The organism is Plesiocystis pacifica SIR-1 (assembly GCF_000170895.1).
Classification (GTDB): domain Bacteria; phylum Myxococcota_A; class Polyangia; order Nannocystales; family Nannocystaceae; genus Plesiocystis; species Plesiocystis pacifica.
In genome coordinates this window covers 1-17,334 of record NZ_ABCS01000063.1, presented here as the reverse complement: position 1 = coordinate 17,334, position 17,334 = coordinate 1, and the positions used below count along the sequence as shown (strand labels likewise).

The following is a 17,334-nucleotide window of genomic DNA, read 5'->3' as shown; positions in this document are numbered from 1 at the left end:
CTTGCCAGGCGGGCGCGGGGCCGGCAAGCTGCCCGCCATGGCCTCCCGCGCCCAGATTGCCCTGCGCCGCAAGCAGGCGGACGCTGCGCTCGAGCTCTCGCGCATCAACCGAGAGATGGAGCGCCACGTGCAACAGCTGCTCGCGCAGGAGCGGCTCAAGGACGTGACGCCGGCGCAGGCGAACGCGCTGATGATCCTCTTCCAGGAGAAGGCCCCGCTGACGGCGCGGCAGCTCGCGCGGCAGATGAACCTGTCCGAGGTGACCGTCGGCCGCTTCATCCGCGCGCTCGAGGCCGCGGGCTGGGTCAAGCGCGCGGCCGATCCCCGCGACACCCGGGCGATCCTCGTGCGCCCGTCCAAGAAGGCCTACCGGGCCTTCCCGCGCTTCCTCAACGTCAGCAACGGCCTGCTCGACGTCGCCTTCGCCGGGTTCACCAAAAAAGAGGTCGAGCAGCTCGGGAAGCTCGTGGAGCGGGTCCGCTCCAACGTCGTCATCGAGACCTGAAGCGCAGGCGCAGGGCCTCGTCCTCGAGGCGGGCGGCGATGGCCTGGGCGCGCGCGCGGGCTTGCCTGGCGTCGCCGTGCTGGTGGCGGGCCTCGAGGGTCGCCGCGAGCAGGTTCAGGGCCATGGCGCGCATGCGCAGGGAGCCGCTGTCGCCGGCCGCCCGCACGCTGGCGAGGGCGTGGCGGCGGGCGGCCTCCCCCTCGCCGAGGTGCAGGTGCGTCCAGCCCATGCCGTTGTGTCGGCGGCAGCGGGCGAAGGGCGGCCCGTCCTCGGGGATGCTCTGGTAGAGGACCAGGGCCACGTGGTGGACCGGGCGGCCGTGGCCCTTGGGCGGCTTGTTGAGCGGGTAGGCGCGCTGGTCGATGAGCCGGGCGAACAGGCAGGCGTAGTCCTCGGGGGCGTCGCGCTCGAGGGCCTCGCGGTGTTCGTCGAGCAGGGCGCTGGCGCGCTCGAGGGCCTCGCCCGCGCGCACGGGGTGGCGGCGGGCGTAGACGAAGGCCTCGACCAGGGCGAGCTCGACGCGGGCGGTGGGCTCGCAGCGGGCGTCGAGCAGGGCGGCCTGCTCGAGCAGGGCCGCGGCGCCCTCGGGGTCTCGGCGGCGCAGGGCCAAGCTGGTCTGGCCGAGCAGGATCCACACCCGCTCCGGCCCCTCGCTCAGCGGCGGGCGGTCCCAGGGCCGGAGCAGCTCCTGGGCCAGCGGCACGGGGAGGTCGGTGAAGCGCGTGTGGTACTGGCCCATCCAGCGCACGCGATCGCTGACCGCCCCGGGCAGGCCAAAGCAGCGCAGGGCTCGGTCCCCCCACACGCCGCCGGGCCTGGACCCGCGCTCGCGCAGCCTCCGGAGCCCCCGCTCGACGCTGCCCTGGTCCTCGGCGTGGTTGCGGCGCTCGCACAGGTGGGCCGCGAGGGCGGCCAGGGAGCCGCGCTCGGCGATGAGCGCGTCGACGTAGTCGCGCCAGTCGAAGGGGGCGGCCGAGGGGCCTTCAGTGTGGGCTGGCGGGCCGGGTTCGACCGGCGGGCTGGACCTGTCCGGCTTTTTGTCCGAGCGTGTCATCGACAGCCGCGTCACACCCGACTCCATTGATTGGAGTGACAGACATGACTACCCGAGATTACCTCGTCATCGATCTGGAGGCGACCTGCGACGACGCGGGCGCCGTGCCGCGGCGCGAGATGGAGATCATCGAGATCGGCGCGGTCCTGGTCGACGGCCAGACCCTGTGCCCCAAGCGGGAGTTCCAGCGCTTCGTCCGACCGCTCCGTCACCGGACGCTGACGCCCTTTTGCCGCCAGCTGACCTCGATCACCCAGGCCGAGGTCGACGGCGCGGCGACCTTCCCCGAGGTGATCGCCGAGCTGCGCGCGTTCATGTACGACGACGGCGGCCGCCCCCGGTTTTGTTCGTGGGGCGCTTACGACCGCGGCCAGTTCGAACAGGACGCGCGCTTTCATGGCGTGGCCCTGCCGTTCACGGATCACCTCAACCTCAAGGCCGGGTTCTCGCGGGTGCTGGGGACGCGCAAGCGCTACGGCATGGCGGGGGCGCTCCGGCGCCTGGGCCTGCCCCTCGAGGGCACCCACCACCGGGGCATCGACGACGCGCGCAACATCGCGAAGATCCTGCCCTTCATCGTGGGCGCGCAGCCGATTCCGGCCCCGGGCGAGGCCCCAGGGCAGCGACGCTCGGTCAGTCGAGGGGCTGACCGTAGCGCTCGGCGAGGGCGTAAGCGCCGGCGGTGAGCTCGTCGACGCTCTGGGCCGTGCTCGGGTCGATGCCCGGGAAGGCGAGCAGCCACCGCATCGAGTCGTCGATGTTGTGGAACACTTTTTGGGGCACGGCCGAGCGGGTCACGAGCTGGATGCCGGTGACCACCGAGCGGAAGAAGCTGGCCCGCAGGCCGCCGGCCTCGACGACCATCGCCGAGCCCAGGGTGTAGCCCTCGAACTCGGCGAGGTTGCGCTCGCCGGCCTTGCGGGCGTCTTCCTTGACCGCGAGGCTCAATCCCGCGCGGATGATGCTGGTGACCACGCAGTGCTCGTACTCGCCGACGACCTCGCGCTGGACCTCGCTGAGCTGCGCGAGGTCGTCCGCGATGACGTCGCGGCCCCAGACGACGACCACGAGGGCGCGATCACGGGCGACGCAAAAGTTCGTGCTCTCTCGGCGGACTTCCATGACGGGCGGGTGAGGTCGGAAAGGAGGCAATCCCACGGGGGAACAGGCGACGCGGCCTTCGAAGAACCCCCCGCGCGGGGGGTGGTGCTGCCCGCCAAGTTTCCACCGCGTCGGGACTGGGGTCAAACCAAAGTCGCAGCCTTTGGGCGCGAGTTTCCTTGGAGCGTGACCCGTACCCCGTGATAGAAAAGCTCCGTGGTTCGCGCTCGCGGGCCCCAACCCTCGCGAATGGAACGGACTGTGCGTATTCAAATTTGGCCGACTGTGCTGTGTGTCGCGTTGTGTGCCGCTTGCGGGCACAAGCCGCTGAAGAACGATCCCAACGCCTCCGTTCCCCTCAGGCAGAACCCCGAGTGGGAAAATTGGAGTCACAACCTCGTTCACCCGCCGCTGCAGTCCGGGAAAAACTACTATTTTTCGCCGACCAAGCTCGAGGAGCTCCAGCGGATCCTCGGTGAGCGCCCCGAGGGCGTGCACGTCCGGGTGTCCGGCCAGCGCCACTCTCAGCCGGGCCTGGTCGTCAACGAGGCCCGGGCCGAGGACCTGGCCGGGGCGGACACCTGGCTGATCGACTTGTCGTGCTACGCCGACCTGGGCGGCGGGGACGAGAACATCGTCCTCGACCGGGAGAGGCTGCGTGTCACCGTCAACGCGGGCGTGCGCGAGGACGCCCTCGACGCCTTCTTGGTCGAGAACGACCTGATGCTCGAGACCGTGACCGCCGGCGGCTTCTTCAGCCTCGGGGGCATGACCGCCGTCGACGTGCACGGGGCCACGGTCGCCTCGGGCATCTTCGCCGAGACGGCGGTGGCCTTCACCGTGGTCGGCCCCGATGGCTCGGTCACCACCTACGACCTCGACTCCCCCGCGGTCGGCGACTACTCGCCCATGCAGTTCGCGCGGGTGTCCCTCGGGGCCCTGGGGGTGGTGACCTCGGTGACCATCGAGGTCCAAGAGCGCCCCTACGCGACCTCGTTGGTGTTCGGCCGCGAGACCCACGATCTGCACAAACGCGAGGACTTCGTCGCGACCTACAGCGAGCTGCTGACCACCCACGACCGCATCGAGTCGTTCTACAACCCCTACTCGCGCAAGTTCATGGCGCTGTACTGGGACGTCGTCGACGACCCCAAGAAGAAGAAAAAGAACAAGGGCTACGAGGTCGCGTCGGCCTGCACCTACGCCGAGAACGAGCTGTGGGGGGCGCCCTACGAGGGCGAGTTCCTCGAGGCGGTGGCCGAGGCCGTCGAGGAGAAGGCCCAGCTCGCGGGCAGCGAGGCCGAGGCCTCGGTGCTCATCGACGGCGCGATGGAGGTCATCGTCATGCAGACCGACCACGCCGACCGCAAGCACCGCGAGCTGTGGCTCTCGGCGGCGGCGCGGGTGATGTTCATGTCCTACTTCATCGAGCTGCCGAACATCGACGACGAGGGGCTGAGCCGGGCCTGGGCGGGGCTCGACGCCGTCAACCAGCGCATGGCCGAGTCCAAGGACTTCCTGCTCGCGGCGCCCATGGAGTTTCGCTTCATCCGCGGCGGCGACACGGCGATGGCCGGGACCTACTCGACCAACGAGGACTCGCTGTTCATCAACCTCGACATGATCGGCTTCGTCGCCGCCGTGCCCTCGGAGGCCTACCCGCCCGAGCTGCTGGAGTTCTTCGCCGACATCGAGCGGGTCTGGGTCGAGCTCGGCGGCTTCCCGCACAACGGCAAGATGTACGGCTTTTACGACCCGGCGAGCGCCGAGGGCTACTCGGCGGCCTTCAACCCGGCCTTCCTGACCGACCTGGCCCAGCGCCGGGGCGATCGCCTCGACGCCTTCGAGCAGTTCCGGGCCGCCCGGGACCCCGAGGGCGTGTTTTGCAACCCCTACCTCGAGGCGCTGACCCTGTGCCGGCAGGCCGCCCCGGCGGTCGAGGCGGTACCGGCCGAGGCGGTACCGGCCGAGGCCGCGCCAGCCGAGGACGCCCCAGCCGAAGCCGCGCCCGCCGAGGGCTAGGCCGCTCACCCTTGTCCGCGAGTCCGAGCATGTCTGACCACGACGAGCTGACCCCCCTCCTCGCCCGCCCCGAGCTGCTGTTGTCGCGGCGCTCCGCCGTCGTCGGCGTGGCCGCGACGACCGTGCTCAGCGCGGGGACCATGGGCTGCAAGCCCTGCTTCTCCCCGGTCCGGCCCAAGCCCCCGACGACCCAAAAGCCGGGGCCGCGGACCATCACGGTCCGGCTGACCATCCGCGAGGGCAAGTTCCGCGAGCTGCGGGCGCTGCTCGACGGGGACCTCGATCCCTTCGAGGTCCCCGCCGCCGGCATCCACTACGCGCGGCTGTTCACCACCGACCAGCGCTCGCTGTTCGTCATGGTCATCTACGACCGCTACGAGCAGTCGATCCGCATGCTCTCGGACAACGCCGCCGGCGTCGATCCCATCTTCGAGCTGTGCGAGGGCTACCCCCCCGGCGGAGCCGCGGACACGCCCGCGCTCAACCAGTGGATCTGGGACAACAAGATCTGCGTCGAGCTCTACTACCGGGCCTACAACGAGTCGCAGCCGGTCATCCGCGACGCCCTGACCTTGCGCGAGAACTTCCTGACCTTCCTGCAGCGCAGCCAGGGCGAGACCGGGGCGGAGCTGCGGGCGCTCTACGAGCCGTTTTGGAACGACCCGCACCTGGTCGTGATGCTGCCCAAGCTCGCGCTCCAGCGTCAGGGCCAAAAGGCGGCGGACCTCGACGTGACCTCGAAGACCCTGCTGCGCATGGAGCCGATCGTCGGGAAGGGCCGGGTCAACCCCTTCACCCTGCTCGCGCGGGTCAAGCCCGGCGAGCTGCGCAAGGTCCAACGGACCCTGCGCCTGGGCACCTGGGCGACCATCGACCTGGGCCTGCGCCCGCTCGAGAACCTGCCGACCCTGCACTTCGCCCGGGTCAGCATCATCAACGGCGACCAGATGCTGTTCGCCAGCGTCTACGACGGCGACTTCATCCAGTACGTCGAGGACTTCGGCACGCGCATCGCCAAGGAGATCGACCAGGTGTTCGGGGCCTGCATCGGCTACCCCCTCGCCGGCTCCCAGGACGTGGCCCAGTTCAAGGACTTCCTGCGCAGCCACGAGCTCCAGACCAACGCCTTCGGCGGCTCCTACCTCAACCACACCCTGCTCGAGATCCAGTCCAGCCTCGCCCTCGCGGACGAGCTGGAGTGCTTCCGCAAGCGCGTCGACCCCGACGATCCCAAGCTGCGCAAGAAGCTCGATCGCTTCCTCTACGAGAATCAGCTGCTGCTGACCTGACCCCAGAGCGAGACCAGACCCATGCTCGAGCTAGCTCAAGTCCAGAGCAACGTCCTGCGGGGCTTTCGCCAAGGCGAGGCGCCCAAGTTCGTCCAGTACCTCTTCCTCCAGTTCGCCAGCGACCGCGCGTGCCGGGCGTTGATCGACGCCCTCTACCCCCTGGTCACCAGCTGCGAGGCCTACGACCAGGCGCGCAGCGGGGCCAAGCAAGACCCGGCCAAGGTCGGCCCGTGCCCCGTCGCCGTGCTCAACATCGGGCTCAGCTACGCCTGCCTCGAGCTGCTCGGGCTCGGGGGCAACGCCCGCGCCCTCGACGAGCGCGATCACGAGGCCACGGGCGCCATCGAGGCCTTCAAGTGCGGCATGCTCGAGCGCGCCGAGTCGATCCTCGGCGACCGGGGCCCCAGCGCCCCCGAGCACTGGGAGTCCGGCTACCGCGAGCGCCTGCACGCGGTCATCAGCCTCGCCAGCGGGGACCGGGGCAGCCTCGACACCCTGCGCGGAGAGGTGGATCAGCGCCTGGCCAACACGGCCGGGGTGGCGCTGGTGTTCGAGGAGCGGGGCCAGCACTTCGACGCCCCCCTCGAGGGCAAGGAGCACTTCGGCTACACCGACGGCATCGCCCAGCCCGCGGTGCTCGGCTCGGGGCTCGAGTCCTTCCCCGGCGACGGGACCCCGGGCAAGCGCCGGGGCTGGTCGCCGCTGCAGCCGGGGGAGTTCGTGCTCGGGCACATCGACGAGTCGGGCCAGGTGCAGTTCGGCTCGCAGCTGTTCAAGAACGGCAGCTTCATGGTGTTCCGCAAGCTCGCCCAGCACGTCGCGCGCTTCCACGAGTACACCGCCGAGGTCGGGCGCCAGCGCGGCGAGTCGGCGGAGTTCGTCGGCTCCAAGATGATCGGGCGCTGGCCCAGCGGCGCGCCCCTGGTGCTCTCGCCGCGCAAGGACAACGAGCGCCTGGCCGCCAACCCCAAGCGCAACAACGACTTCCGCTACACCGACGACAAGGACGGGACGGCCTGCCCCTTCGGCGCGCACATCCGCCGCAACAACCCCCGCGACGACCCGAGCGGGCCGCTGACCTCGCAGACCAAGCTGCACCGGATCATCCGCCGGGCCACGCCCTACGGGCCCTTCCTGCCCGCCGGCCAGGCCGACGACGGCCAGGACCGGGGCATCTTGTTCGTGGTCATCAACGCCGACATCTCCCGGCAGTTCGAGTTCGTGCAGCAAAACTGGGTCGACGAGGTGCTGTCCTCGACGCACCTGACCATCCCCGAGGACCGCGACCCGCTCATCGCCACGCAGACCGCGGGGGCCAAGTTCCTCATCCCCTCGGGCAAGCGCAACGAGGCGCCGGTGATCGCCTGGAAGCTGCCGACCTTCGTGACCACCAAGGGCGGGGCCTACTTCCTGCTGCCCAGCATCGACGCGCTCTACGACATCGCCAAGAGCATCGAGTGGGACCAAGAGGGGGGCGAGTGCGAGAGCGGCCAGCCCGACGAGAACGGCGGCGATGGTTGCGAGAAGTCCCCCGCTCCAGCGCCCGAGCCGAGCGGCGCTCCGGGCTAGCCAAAGCTCAAAACCCGCGCGCGGAGAGGGGCTCGTCCCCTCGCGTTTGGACGAGCTCGGCGAGCGTCACGCTCAGGCCGCGCATCACGGCGCTCCCGAGCCGCGGGCGCCGGCGAATGATGCGTCCGAGCTGCCGCCCGTCGAGGACCAAGATCTGGGCCTTGCCGTGGCCGATCAGCGTCCCAGGGCAGGTCGCGGGCTGGAAGAGCGCGCTGATGCCCATGCACTCCCCTGGGCCGAGGCGCCGCGAGCTCTCGCCTACCGTCCACCCGAGCTTGCCCTCGAGCACGACGACCATGCGATCGACCCGTCCACCCTCCTCGAACACGACCTCGTCATTGGCCACCTTCCGGACCTGGCCGGCGGAGACAAGCGAGAGCATCCCCGCGGTCGATAGCCGAGAGAATGGCTCCGCGGCGCGCAGGTAGTCGGCAGCGCTTCGGGCGCTCAGCTTGACGCCCCGAGGACGGACGACGACGACGCTGGAGTTGTCCCGGCCGCCCGCAGCGTTCGCCGCTTCGATCAGTTGATCTGCGAGCCGTCCGCCCTGGTCGAGTCGCGCGAGCACCCACTGGGGCTCTCGCATGACGGGGTTGACCCCGTCGGTCGTCAACACCAGGACGTCCCCGTGGACGAGCTCGAACTCGAGGGTATCCACGACCACGAGAGGCTGCTCTCCGACCGTGCGCGTCAGCGTGTGGGCGAAGGTATGGCTCTCGACCTCACCGCGGTCGATCAGCCCCCGCCGGGCGAACTCCGCGGCGAGGGTGTGATCGGTCGACAGCTGGTCGACTCGCCCGTCCCGGACCAGGTACAGCCGACTGTCCCCGACGTGCGCCATCGCTGCGCTGTCCTCGTCGATCACCACGAGGGTCAGGGTCGAGAGCATGCCCCGCAGGCGAGGGCTGCTCTCGGCTCGCTGGTAGACCGCGCGGCAGGCCGCCTCGACCGCGCCCTGGGCGGCCTCGACCAGGCTGAGCTCTGGGTTGGCGCGCCAGGCCCGAATGAACTCAGCCGCGGAGTCGACCGCGAGCCGCGAGGCCACCTCGCCCGCTGCCCGACCGCCCACGCCGTCCGCGACGGCGTAGAAGCCGAGCTCGTCGAGGAGCAGGAGGCTGTCTTCGTTGTTGCCCCGCACTCGACCAACGTCGGTGCGTCCGTTGCTCGTCGCCTTGGTCATGGAACTGTCCGCGCGTCGTTCAGGTGTAGGCCGTCAGGGATCCCTCGATGCCCAGGTGCAGGATGCGTGAGCCGGTCTGGTTCACCGGGTGCGTCGAGCGCCCGATGACGACCCCATCGTCCGGGGCCCGATACTCGGCGAGCCGCTCGCCAAAGATGTCGTGCACGCGCGCGACGAGCTCCCCGGCGCGCACGCGGTCGGCCAGCTTGGGGTAGACGGTCAGCACGCCGCCGACTTGGGTGTACATCCAGTACGAGCGCGCGCAGATCACCGGCTCCCGCGCGTGCTGGCGCTCGTTGGCCGCGATCATCTCCAAGTGCGCGAGGACGTTCATGACCCCCGCGGTGCTGTCGTGGATCAGCTCGGCCTGGAAGGCGTTGGGGTTGCCGACCTCGACGGTGATCGACTTCACGCCGAGGTCCATGGCCGCCCCGCGCAGCGTCCCGTCGCCCGCGGTGTTGTGCAAGATGATCTGCGGGTGCTGGCAACGGGCCATCCACCGCGAGTCGGGGTCGGTGAGGTCGGCCCGGACGTAGAGGGTGTTGACGCGCCCGAAGCTCGCCGTGTGTAGATCGATGAGGTAGTCGAGGTGCGGGATCACCCGCGTCACGAAGCGGTGGGCGTAGACTTGAGCGTTGGTCCCGTCGGCCTTGCCCGGCATGGTCCGGTTGAGGTCGGCCCCGTCGTTGAAGGAGCGCGTGTTGTTGAGGTAGCCCGGCACGTTGACGACGGGGACGCAGACCAACGTGCCCCGGAGCGCCTCGGGCTTCACCGCCGCGATCACCTCTTGGATCACGCGCATGCCGTTGAGCTCGTTGCCGTGGACCGCGGCCGTCAGACCGACGACGGGCCCCGCTTCGACCCCGCGGATGATGACGACCGGGACGCTGATGAGCCCGCCGAGCCCGTTGCCGACCATCGACACCCGGAGCTTGGTTGACGTCCCCGGCTCGAACTGGGCGAGGTCGAAGGATTCGACGACCTCGATTTGATGCTGACGATGGTTGGGGGCGGGCATGCTCTACTCGGTCTTGGCGGGGGGCTCGCGGGGGATGAAGCGCGGGTCGTTGGGCCGCGCCGGGATGCCCAGGTGGAGGATCCGCGCGCCGGTCTCCGCGACCGGGTTGATGCTGTGACCGATCACGACCCCGTCGTGAGGCGCGTGGTAGTCACGGATGAGGTCCCCGAAGGGGGTCGACAGCCGCGCGATGAGCTGCCCTTCCTCGACCGTCTCCGTGACCTGGGGGAAGACCTCGAGCAGGCCGCCCCGATCGGTGTAGATCCAAGACGAGCGATCGCACAGAACGGGCGGCGCCCCTGGGTTGATGGCGCGGTTGCGGGTCATCTTGTGGTGGGTCAGCACCGCCCGCAGCCCGGTCAGCGAGCGCTTGATGAAGTCGCGGTGGAAGCGGCCCGGGTTGCCGATCTCCAGGGTGATCGCCGGGATCCCCAGCTCGCCAGCGGCCCCGCGCAGGGTCCGGTCCGAGGGCGGGTTGTGGACGATGATCTGCGGGCGCTGGAGGTAGGCCATGCGCGCGCTCTCGGCCTGGGTCATGTCCGCGCGGACGTAGAGCGAATTGACCCGCCCAAAGCTCGCCGTGTGCAGGTCGATGAGTAGATCGAACTTCTCCACGATCCGCTCCATCACCCGACTGACGTAGACCGAGGCCGCGTTGCCGTTGGGCCGGCCCGGGAACATGTGGTTGAGGTCCCAGTGCTCGAAGTAGCGCTCGTGATTGAGGTAGCCGGGGACGTTGACGACGATGACCCCGACGACCGTCCCCCGCAGCGTCTTCGGATCCAGGCGACTGAACAGGCGCTGGATGACGGGGATGCCGTTGAGCTCGTTGCCGTGCAGGGCCGCGGTCAGGCCAAACACGGGCCCTGGTCGCTCGCCCCGGGCGACGAGCACGGGCAGCTGGATGGGGCGCGAGAGGCCGTCGTGGGCGACCTCGACGAGCAAGCGCGCGATCCGTCCGCGCGGGATTTGGTCGGGCTCGAGGGCCTCGACGACTTGGGCTAATTCTCCGTTCGACATGCTTATCCCTCTTACTTCACGATCTCGCCGATCAGGGCTTCGTCGTCGTTGAGCGAGCGAAACAGGCGACGCCGGAGCGTGCCCTTGGAGCTCATCAGGCGCTTGGCCATGCGGTCGATGGCGACGGCGGCGAGCACGGACTGGATGTAGGCCTCGATCAGGCTGTCGAGGCCCAGGCCCAGGCTGTTGAAGTCCTTGCGGTCGACCAGCAGCAGGCGGTTGGTGTCGCTGCCCCAGCCCCCGTCCTCGGCGCGGACCGACAGGTTCGTGCCCAGCATGTCCCAGCTCGAGTACTCGCCCAGGCTGTTGACCAGGGGGCGACGCGCGCGGCGAGCGTAGAGCACCAGGGGCCGGTAGCCGTCCGCCCCGCCGCTGACCATCACGCGCAGGTCGGCGACGTAGGACATCCGGCGCTTGTTGGGGATGGTGCCGACGTGGAACAGCCGGCCCTGCGGCGTCGTCGAGCTCCAGTTGGAGTTTCCGATCAGGCTCTGGACGACGAAGCGGTCGTAGCGGTGCTCGAGCTTGGTGAAGGCCGCGAGCTCCTCGGGCGAGGTGATCGTGTACACGCCCTGGCCGGCGTTGGCGTAGGGGACCTTGATGACCGCCAGGCCCCCGAGCTTGGCGACCCACAGCGGCACCTCGGCCAGGGACACGTCCCAGTGGGTCTCGGGCGTGTAGATGCGCAGCCCCGTGGGCGCGAGCTCGGCGTTGTAGAACTCGTAGGCCTTGGCGCCGATCGACTTGTTGCGGCCGCCGGCCAGGCAGGAGATCACCGGGTTCAAGATCTGCGTCTTGGTGTGGACGGGGATGCGGTTCCAGGGTCGCTGGGTCACGTAGCGGAACGCGCTCCGGATCGGCCGCCACTCGTCCTGGTCGTCGCGGATCTCGAGCACCCCGTCGACGAAGCGCGCCCGCGGGTTCTCGGCGCCGTCGGGGAACTCGACGAGGTGCACGGGCTCGTCGGCGAGGTCGGCGAGCGCCGAGGCGTAGCCCGAGGCCTCCATCAAGTTCTTGTCGTAGATGACCGCGAGGCCGCCCTCGAGCCCCCGGCGCTTCTTGCTGAGCATCGGCATGAAGCAGCGCTTGAGGTTGATGCTGTAGGAGCCCTGCTCCTCGTTCTCCTCGTAGAGCGGCATGGACTTTTGCCCCGAGGGGCAGGAGTTGGTCTCGATCACGACCATCTTCCGGTTGCCGCCCTCGGTCGTGACGTGCAGCAGGTCGCTGCCGGCCCAGCGGAAGTAGCGGGGCTGGTAGGCCAGGATGTCGCTGAGCGCGAGGGGGTCGACGCGCGGGTTGAGGTGGCAGTAGCGCGTCACGATGCGATCGTTGCCGAGGCTGAGGAAAAAGCGCGCCATGGGGTGGATCTGCGCGTTGAGGACGCGCGGGTAGAAGTGGCGCACCGACTCGAAGCTGCCGGGGGCGAGGCGCTCGTAGCTCGGGTCGCGCGCGGTCTTGGGCCCCGCGCCTGCCTGGGTGTTGTCGAAGTTCTGCATGGTCTCGCTCTCGTCTGCGTCTGCCGGGTCAGGTCGGGTTCGCTACTGCGGACTCGAAGAAGTCCAAGATGGGCGCGATGAAGTCGACGCCGAAGAAGGTGCTCGCGTCGCCGATGCCGCCCGCGGAGAATACGTTGATCTCGATGATCTTGTCGCCGATGATGTCGAGGCCGCACAGCGCCAGACCGTCGGCCGCGAGCAAGGGCGCCGCCGCCTCGACCACGGCGCGAAGCTTGGGCGTGTACTCGGCGGGCTCCGGGACCGCGCCGACATGCACGTTGCTGCGAAAGTCCGTGGACTTGGGGACCCGGCGGACCGCGGCCACGTGGCCGTCGACGGTCAGCGCGGCCCCGTCGAGGACGATCACCCGCGTGTCGCCCTCGACGGCCTCGGGCACGAACTCCTGGGCCATGGCCAGGCCGCCGCGCAGCAGGACCTCCATGATCTGGTTGAGGTTCGGCTCGTCCCCCCGGACCTGGAACACGTCCGTGCCGCGGGTGCCGACGAGGGGCTTGAGGATGGACTTGCCCGGGTTGTCCTCGACGAAGCGGCGGATCTTCGCGCCGTCACGGGTGACGATGGTCCGGGGGCGCAGGTGCTCGGGGAGGCGGCTCGCGTAGAGCTTGGAGGTCGCCCGGCGCAGGCTGTCCGCGTCGTTGAGGACGACCACGCCGTGGTGCAGCGAGGCGAAGGCCAGCAGGTCGAGCAGGCTCGAGTAGATCGGGCCGCTGAGACCCCGGGCGGGGTTGGTGCGGACGACCACCAGGTCCCCGGCGCCCAAGATGAGCTCGTCCCGACGGGTCCGCGCGCCGCTGGGGTCGACGTGGGAGACGTGGGCGTGGATGCGCGCGTCCACGTCGAGGCTGAGGTCGCTCGCGCCCGCGACGGTCACGCGGTGACCGCGGGCGGCCATGCGCGCCAGCATCATGGTCGTGGTCTGGCTCGGATCGAGCTCGCTGGGGTCGTTGACGACAAAGAGACAGTTCACTGGAGCTCCGTTCGTTGCACGCACTGAGCCGAGCTTGTCACGGAAGGGTGCAGCTTCGCGCGAATTTATCGTCCACGAAGCGCGGGTGAGGGGCTCAGGCACGAGACCACCTGAACGCTGCACCCATTCGCGCCGCAGGAGGCTCTGACACCGTGAAAGGAGGCGTCGGAGTCGACTTTTGCGGCGGCCGGACGACCCACGGGGGTCGGGACCGGCCGTCGCCTTTTGTGGCTCACTTTTTAGCCTCAGCCGTGCACCCTTCCCCTTTGCCGAGGGCTCAAGACCAACAGGATGCGCATCGCCTTCGTCCACAACCTCAAGACCCGCGAGACCGAAGCCCAGGCGGAGTTCGACAGCCCTGAGACCGTCGTCGCCATCGCCACGATGCTGCGCGATCTGGGCCACCAGGTCGGGCTGTTCGACATGTCGAACGAGCTCGGTCAGGCGGTGGCCGAGCTCGAGCGCTACGCGCCAGACCTGGTGCTCAACACGGCCGAGGGCCAGGGCGGGCCCCTGCGCGAGGCGCTGTTTCCCGCGCTGTTCGAGGAGCTCGGCCTCGCCTACACCGGCTCCGGTCCGACCACCTGCGCCCTGACTCTGGACAAGCATCGCACCAAGGAGGTCGTGGCGGCGCTGGGCGTACCCACGCCGCGCTCGTTCTTGATCGAGGACTACACCGAGCTCGCGGACATCCCGGCGTCGAGCTGGCCGATCCCGGCCATCATCAAGCCCAACTTCGAAGGGAGCTCCAAGGGGGTCTCGGGGCACTCCATCGCCCATGACCCCAGGGAGGTTCCCCTGCTCGTGTCGAGGCTCTTGGCGCGCTTTGAGGCGGGCGTGCTCGTAGAGGCCTTCGTCCCTGGCCGGGACGTCACCGTCCCCTGGCTCGAGGTCGTCGGCGCCTTGCCGGCCGCCGAGTACAGCTTTGGCGACGCCCCCGTGGACGCGCAGCAGATCTACGACTACGAGCTCAAGCAAGACGGCGGCGCCGTCCAGGTCCAAACCCCCGCCAAGCTCGCGCCCGCGCTGGCGCGCAAGCTCGCCCGCATGTCCGAGCGGATCGTCGCGGCCCTGAACGTCCGTGACCTCGCGCGCCTCGACTTTCGGATCACCCCCAGCGGCGAGCCTTACTTCCTGGAGATCAACGCGCTGCCGAGCCTCGAGCCCGGCGCGAGCATCTACGAGAGCGCGGCGCTGGCCGGCTTGAGTCAACCGGACATGGTCCTGGGGTCCGTGATCGCCAGCGCCGTCCGACGCCAACCAGTCACCCGTTCGCCCCAGCCTTCGCGCCCTCGCCGGCCCCGCGTGGGGCTCATCTACAACCTCCGCCGCGTCGACCCGCGGCGAGGCGACGACAGCGAGGCCGAGTTCGACTCGCGAGAGACCGTCGACGCGCTCGCCGACGCCCTGGGCCAGCTCGGGCTCGACGTCGTGGAGCTCGAGGCGACCCCGGACCTGGTCCACACCCTGCCGAGGGCCAAGCTGGCCCTCGCCTTCAACATCGCGGAGGGCAGCCGCGGGCGGTGCCGCGAGCTCATCGTGCCCGCGCTGCTCGAGCTCCTCGGCGTGCCCTACACGGGCTCGGACGCCGTCGCCATGGCCCTGACCCTCGACAAGTCGCTGGCCAAGGCTGCGGTCGCCGCGGCGGGCCTGCGGACGCCGAGCTGGGCCGTGTTGCGCCGCGGCAGCGACCCGCTGCCGACCGGCCTTCGCTATCCGCTGTTCCTCAAGCCCATCGCCGAGGGCAGCTCCAAGGGTATCGATGATGGGGCGGTCGTCCTCGACGAGCGCTCGCTCCGGACGCGAGCCTGGGCTCTGCTCGCGCGCTACCATCAGCCAGTGCTCGTGGAGGAGTACCTGCCAGGGCGCGAGTTCACGGTCGGCATCGTCGAGGCCCTCCACCCCGCCGTGCTCGCGCCCATGGAGATCATCCACGACGACTCGGACAGCCACGCGTTCTATGGCTTCGAGTCCAAGCTCTCGGCGGACGCGGGGGTCCGCTACCAGGCGCCGGCCCAGGTCGACGCAGACCTCGACGATGCCTTGCGGAGCGCGGCTCAGGCGGCCTTTCGGGCCCTCGGCTGCCGCGACGTCGCGCGCATCGATCTGCGCCTAGACGCCGCCGGGGAGGCGCACTTCATCGAGTGCAACCCCTTGCCCGGGCTCAGCCCAGGGTGGTCGGACCTGTGCATGATCGCGGCGGCCGAAGGCATCGACTACGCGGGCTTGGTCGCGGGCCTCGTGGCGCCCGCCCTGGCCCGAGCCGGTCACAGCCTCCCTTCACTCGGAGGCTCGGGACGTGCCCGCGTCAACTGACTCGAGCGCGCGGAAGCGGGCCAAGCGGACGCGCGCGCGCGACCTCGGCATCCACATCGGGGTCTACCCGCGGGGACGCTTCAACGCCATCACCGACGTGCCCGGGGTCCGCGTGGGTCACTCCACGCTGATCTCCGGGGACGTGGCCGCTGAGCCCGGGGGCGGGCCCGTGCGCACCGGCGTCACGGCGATCTTCCCCCACCGCGGGAACATCTACACGCACCGCGTGATCGGCTCGGGTCACGTGCTCAACGGCGCGGGCGAGCTCGCGGGGCTGACCCAGCTGATGGAGTGGGGGTTGATCGAGACGCCGATCTTGCTGACCAACACCCTCGCCGTCGGCACCTGCTCCGAGGCCGTGATGCGCTGGATGGTCGAGCGCAACCCTCGGCTGGGGACGGAGCAAGACGTCATCATCCCCCTCGTGGGCGAGTGCGACGACTCTTGGCTCAACGACATCCGCGGTCGACACATTCACCACGCGCACGTGTTCGAGGCCCTCGACACGGCCCGCGGCGGGAGCGTGGCCGAGGGCAGCGTCGGCGGCGGTACGGGGATGATCACCTGCGACTTCAAGGCTGGGATCGGGACCTCCTCGCGCAAGCTCCCCGTCGGGGAGGGCGGCTACGTCGTCGGCGCCCTGGTCATGAGCAACTTCGGGCGCCGCGAGGACCTGCGCGTCGACGGGGTGCCGGTAGGCCGCGCGCTCTCGCCCGAGTTCGCCACGGGGTCTTTCCATGACCGCGAGAGCCTGTACGGCAGCATCATCGTGGTGATCGCCACCAACGCGCCCTTGTTGGCGCAACAGCTCACCCGCGTCTGCAAGCGCGCGGCGCTGGGCGTGGGGCGGGTGGGCTCCTACGCGGCCCACGGCTCTGGCGAGATCATCCTCGGCTTCTCGACGGCGAACCTGATCCCGCGTCAGCCCAAGGGCATGACCTTCAAGATCGAGGCGCTCCTCGACCAGCGCATCGACGCGCTCTACCGGGCGACCATCGAAGTGACGGAAGAGGCCATCATCAACGCGCTGTGTGCCGGTCGAACGATGACCGGGCGTGCGGGGCATGTCGTGCCAGGCATGCCCCTCGAGCGCGTCCGGTCCCTCGTACGCGACTCCCGCCGCCTCCCCGAGCTACAGCGCAGCTGAGGCTGTACGCTCCACTCGGACACGGAGGCATGTCGATGCAAGATATCTGGAACCGCGAGCTCTTCTCACTCGGAGCGCAGACCGTGACGGCGGGGACGCTCATCTCGCTGTCGCTCTACCTCGTCACCGTCGCCGTCTTCGCCTACCTCGTCCGGCGCAAGCTCGTGTTCCGCGTGCTCCGGCGGACCCGGGTCGACGTCGGGGTCCAGTACGCGACGGCGCGCATCATGGCCTACGCCATCTGGATCGTGGGCATGCTGGCGGTCCTCCCGTGGATCGGGCTCGAGTTCAAGAGCGTGCTCGTGGCCCTCGGCGCCGTCGGTGTCGGCGTCGGGCTGGGCCTCCAGAACCTCGCGGACAACTTCGTCAGCGGCATCGTGCTGCTGTTCGAGCGCCCCGTGAAGGTCGGGGATCGCATCGAGCTCGCGGACAATACCCAGGGGCAGGTCGTCGACATCCAGGCCCGCGCGACGGTGGTCCGGACCAACGAGAACGTCGACGTGCTCGTGCCCAACTCCGAGCTGGTCAGCCAGCGCGTCATCAACCTCAGCCACCAGAGCCGCCTCGTCCGCTTCCGCTTCCCGATCGGGGTCGCCTACTCGAGCGACGTAGAGCAGGTCCGCGAGGCG

At 69.7% G+C, this 17,334-nt stretch carries 15 protein-coding genes; 8 read left to right on the top strand and 7 right to left on the bottom strand.

Annotated elements, in window-relative coordinates; all coding sequences use genetic code 11:
- Positions 1–37: 37 nt before the first annotated feature.
- Positions 38–505: a MarR family winged helix-turn-helix transcriptional regulator gene (locus tag PPSIR1_RS43880; protein ID WP_006974307.1), complete on the top strand. Its 468-nt coding sequence runs from the start codon at positions 38–40 to the stop codon at positions 503–505.
- Here PPSIR1_RS43880 and PPSIR1_RS26660 read toward each other — a convergent pair.
- Positions 492–1,559, bottom strand: coding sequence for a hypothetical protein (locus PPSIR1_RS26660; RefSeq protein WP_157596018.1), 1,068 nt, complete (start codon positions 1,557–1,559; stop codon positions 492–494). The two genes, PPSIR1_RS43880 and PPSIR1_RS26660, sit on opposite strands and share 14 nt — an antisense overlap.
- Positions 1,560–1,603: 44 nt before the next feature.
- Between PPSIR1_RS26660 and PPSIR1_RS26655 the strand changes: the two genes are divergently transcribed.
- Positions 1,604–2,245 carry a 3'-5' exonuclease gene (locus PPSIR1_RS26655; RefSeq protein WP_006974305.1) on the top strand — a complete coding sequence of 214 codons (642 nt, stop codon included), beginning with the start codon at positions 1,604–1,606 and terminating at the stop codon, positions 2,243–2,245.
- On the opposite strand, the gene PPSIR1_RS26650 is transcribed toward PPSIR1_RS26655, so the two are convergent.
- Positions 2,193–2,681 carry a hypothetical protein gene (locus PPSIR1_RS26650; RefSeq protein ID WP_006974304.1) on the bottom strand — a complete coding sequence of 163 codons (489 nt, stop codon included), beginning with the start codon at positions 2,679–2,681 and terminating at the stop codon, positions 2,193–2,195. The genes PPSIR1_RS26655 and PPSIR1_RS26650 overlap by 53 nt on opposite strands.
- A 279-nt stretch (positions 2,682–2,960) precedes the next feature.
- Between PPSIR1_RS26650 and PPSIR1_RS26645 the strand changes: the two genes are divergently transcribed.
- The 3 genes from PPSIR1_RS26645 to PPSIR1_RS26635 are packed head-to-tail and all read left to right on the top strand — an operon-like array spanning position 2,961 to position 7,540.
- Positions 2,961–4,682, top strand: a complete 1,722-nt coding sequence (locus PPSIR1_RS26645) for a D-arabinono-1,4-lactone oxidase (protein WP_198154615.1) — start codon at positions 2,961–2,963, stop codon at positions 4,680–4,682.
- A 29-nt stretch (positions 4,683–4,711) separates the two neighbouring features.
- Entirely contained in the window at positions 4,712–5,971 is a 1,260-nt protein-coding gene (locus tag PPSIR1_RS26640) for a hypothetical protein (protein ID WP_006974302.1), read from the top strand.
- A 21-nt stretch (positions 5,972–5,992) separates the two neighbouring features.
- Complete coding sequence (locus PPSIR1_RS26635) at positions 5,993–7,540, top strand: Dyp-type peroxidase (protein WP_006974301.1); 1,548 nt, start codon at positions 5,993–5,995, stop codon at positions 7,538–7,540.
- Between the two features lie 7 nt (positions 7,541–7,547).
- On the opposite strand, the gene PPSIR1_RS43875 is transcribed toward PPSIR1_RS26635, so the two are convergent.
- The 5 genes from PPSIR1_RS43875 to PPSIR1_RS49575 are packed head-to-tail and all read right to left on the bottom strand — an operon-like array spanning position 7,548 to position 13,242.
- Positions 7,548–8,720, bottom strand: a complete 1,173-nt coding sequence (locus PPSIR1_RS43875) for a protein phosphatase 2C domain-containing protein (protein WP_006974300.1) — start codon at positions 8,718–8,720, stop codon at positions 7,548–7,550.
- Positions 8,721–8,739: 19 nt separating this feature from the next.
- Positions 8,740–9,738 (bottom strand): succinylglutamate desuccinylase/aspartoacylase family protein, encoded by a 999-nt coding sequence (locus PPSIR1_RS26625; RefSeq protein WP_006974299.1) that lies wholly within the window; start codon positions 9,736–9,738, stop codon positions 8,740–8,742.
- A 3-nt stretch (positions 9,739–9,741) separates the two neighbouring features.
- A complete protein-coding gene (locus PPSIR1_RS26620) occupies positions 9,742–10,758 on the bottom strand; it encodes a succinylglutamate desuccinylase/aspartoacylase family protein (protein ID WP_045116806.1) in 1,017 nt (338 codons plus the stop codon).
- Positions 10,759–10,769: 11 nt separating this feature from the next.
- Complete coding sequence (locus PPSIR1_RS26615; RefSeq protein WP_006974296.1) at positions 10,770–12,254, bottom strand: ATP-grasp domain-containing protein; 1,485 nt, start codon at positions 12,252–12,254, stop codon at positions 10,770–10,772.
- A 28-nt stretch (positions 12,255–12,282) separates the two neighbouring features.
- A complete protein-coding gene (locus PPSIR1_RS49575) occupies positions 12,283–13,242 on the bottom strand; it encodes an ATP-grasp domain-containing protein (RefSeq protein ID WP_006974295.1) in 960 nt (319 codons plus the stop codon).
- Between the two features lie 291 nt (positions 13,243–13,533).
- On the opposite strand from PPSIR1_RS49575, the gene PPSIR1_RS26605 reads away from it, so the two are divergent.
- The 3 genes from PPSIR1_RS26605 to PPSIR1_RS26595 form a co-directional block, all read left to right on the top strand.
- Entirely contained in the window at positions 13,534–15,558 is a 2,025-nt protein-coding gene (locus tag PPSIR1_RS26605; protein ID WP_006974294.1) for a D-alanine--D-alanine ligase family protein, read from the top strand.
- Entirely contained in the window at positions 15,542–16,705 is a 1,164-nt protein-coding gene (locus PPSIR1_RS26600) for a DmpA family aminopeptidase (RefSeq protein WP_006974293.1), read from the top strand. The genes PPSIR1_RS26605 and PPSIR1_RS26600 overlap by 17 nt, the downstream gene beginning before the upstream one ends.
- Positions 16,706–16,734: 29 nt before the next feature.
- On the top strand, positions 16,735–17,334 hold a 600-nt coding region (locus tag PPSIR1_RS26595; protein WP_006974292.1), incomplete at its 3' end, for a mechanosensitive ion channel family protein.

Excerpts from the sequence above, each read along its gene's own strand:
- PPSIR1_RS43880 (WP_006974307.1), top strand. The coding sequence starts at position 38 with ATGGCCTCCCGCGCCCAGATTGCCCTGCGCCGCAAGCAGGCGGACGCT.
- PPSIR1_RS26660 (WP_157596018.1), bottom strand. The coding sequence starts at position 1,559 with ATGACACGCTCGGACAAAAAGCCGGACAGGTCCAGCCCGCCGGTCGAA.
- PPSIR1_RS26655 (WP_006974305.1), top strand. The coding sequence starts at position 1,604 with ATGACTACCCGAGATTACCTCGTCATCGATCTGGAGGCGACCTGCGAC.
- PPSIR1_RS26650 (WP_006974304.1), bottom strand. The coding sequence starts at position 2,681 with ATGGAAGTCCGCCGAGAGAGCACGAACTTTTGCGTCGCCCGTGATCGC.
- PPSIR1_RS26640 (WP_006974302.1), top strand. The coding sequence starts at position 4,712 with ATGTCTGACCACGACGAGCTGACCCCCCTCCTCGCCCGCCCCGAGCTG.
- PPSIR1_RS26635 (WP_006974301.1), top strand. The coding sequence starts at position 5,993 with ATGCTCGAGCTAGCTCAAGTCCAGAGCAACGTCCTGCGGGGCTTTCGC.
- PPSIR1_RS43875 (WP_006974300.1), bottom strand. The coding sequence starts at position 8,720 with ATGACCAAGGCGACGAGCAACGGACGCACCGACGTTGGTCGAGTGCGG.
- PPSIR1_RS26625 (WP_006974299.1), bottom strand. The coding sequence starts at position 9,738 with ATGCCCGCCCCCAACCATCGTCAGCATCAAATCGAGGTCGTCGAATCC.
- PPSIR1_RS26620 (WP_045116806.1), bottom strand. The coding sequence starts at position 10,758 with ATGTCGAACGGAGAATTAGCCCAAGTCGTCGAGGCCCTCGAGCCCGAC.
- PPSIR1_RS26615 (WP_006974296.1), bottom strand. The coding sequence starts at position 12,254 with ATGCAGAACTTCGACAACACCCAGGCAGGCGCGGGGCCCAAGACCGCG.
- PPSIR1_RS26605 (WP_006974294.1), top strand. The coding sequence starts at position 13,534 with ATGCGCATCGCCTTCGTCCACAACCTCAAGACCCGCGAGACCGAAGCC.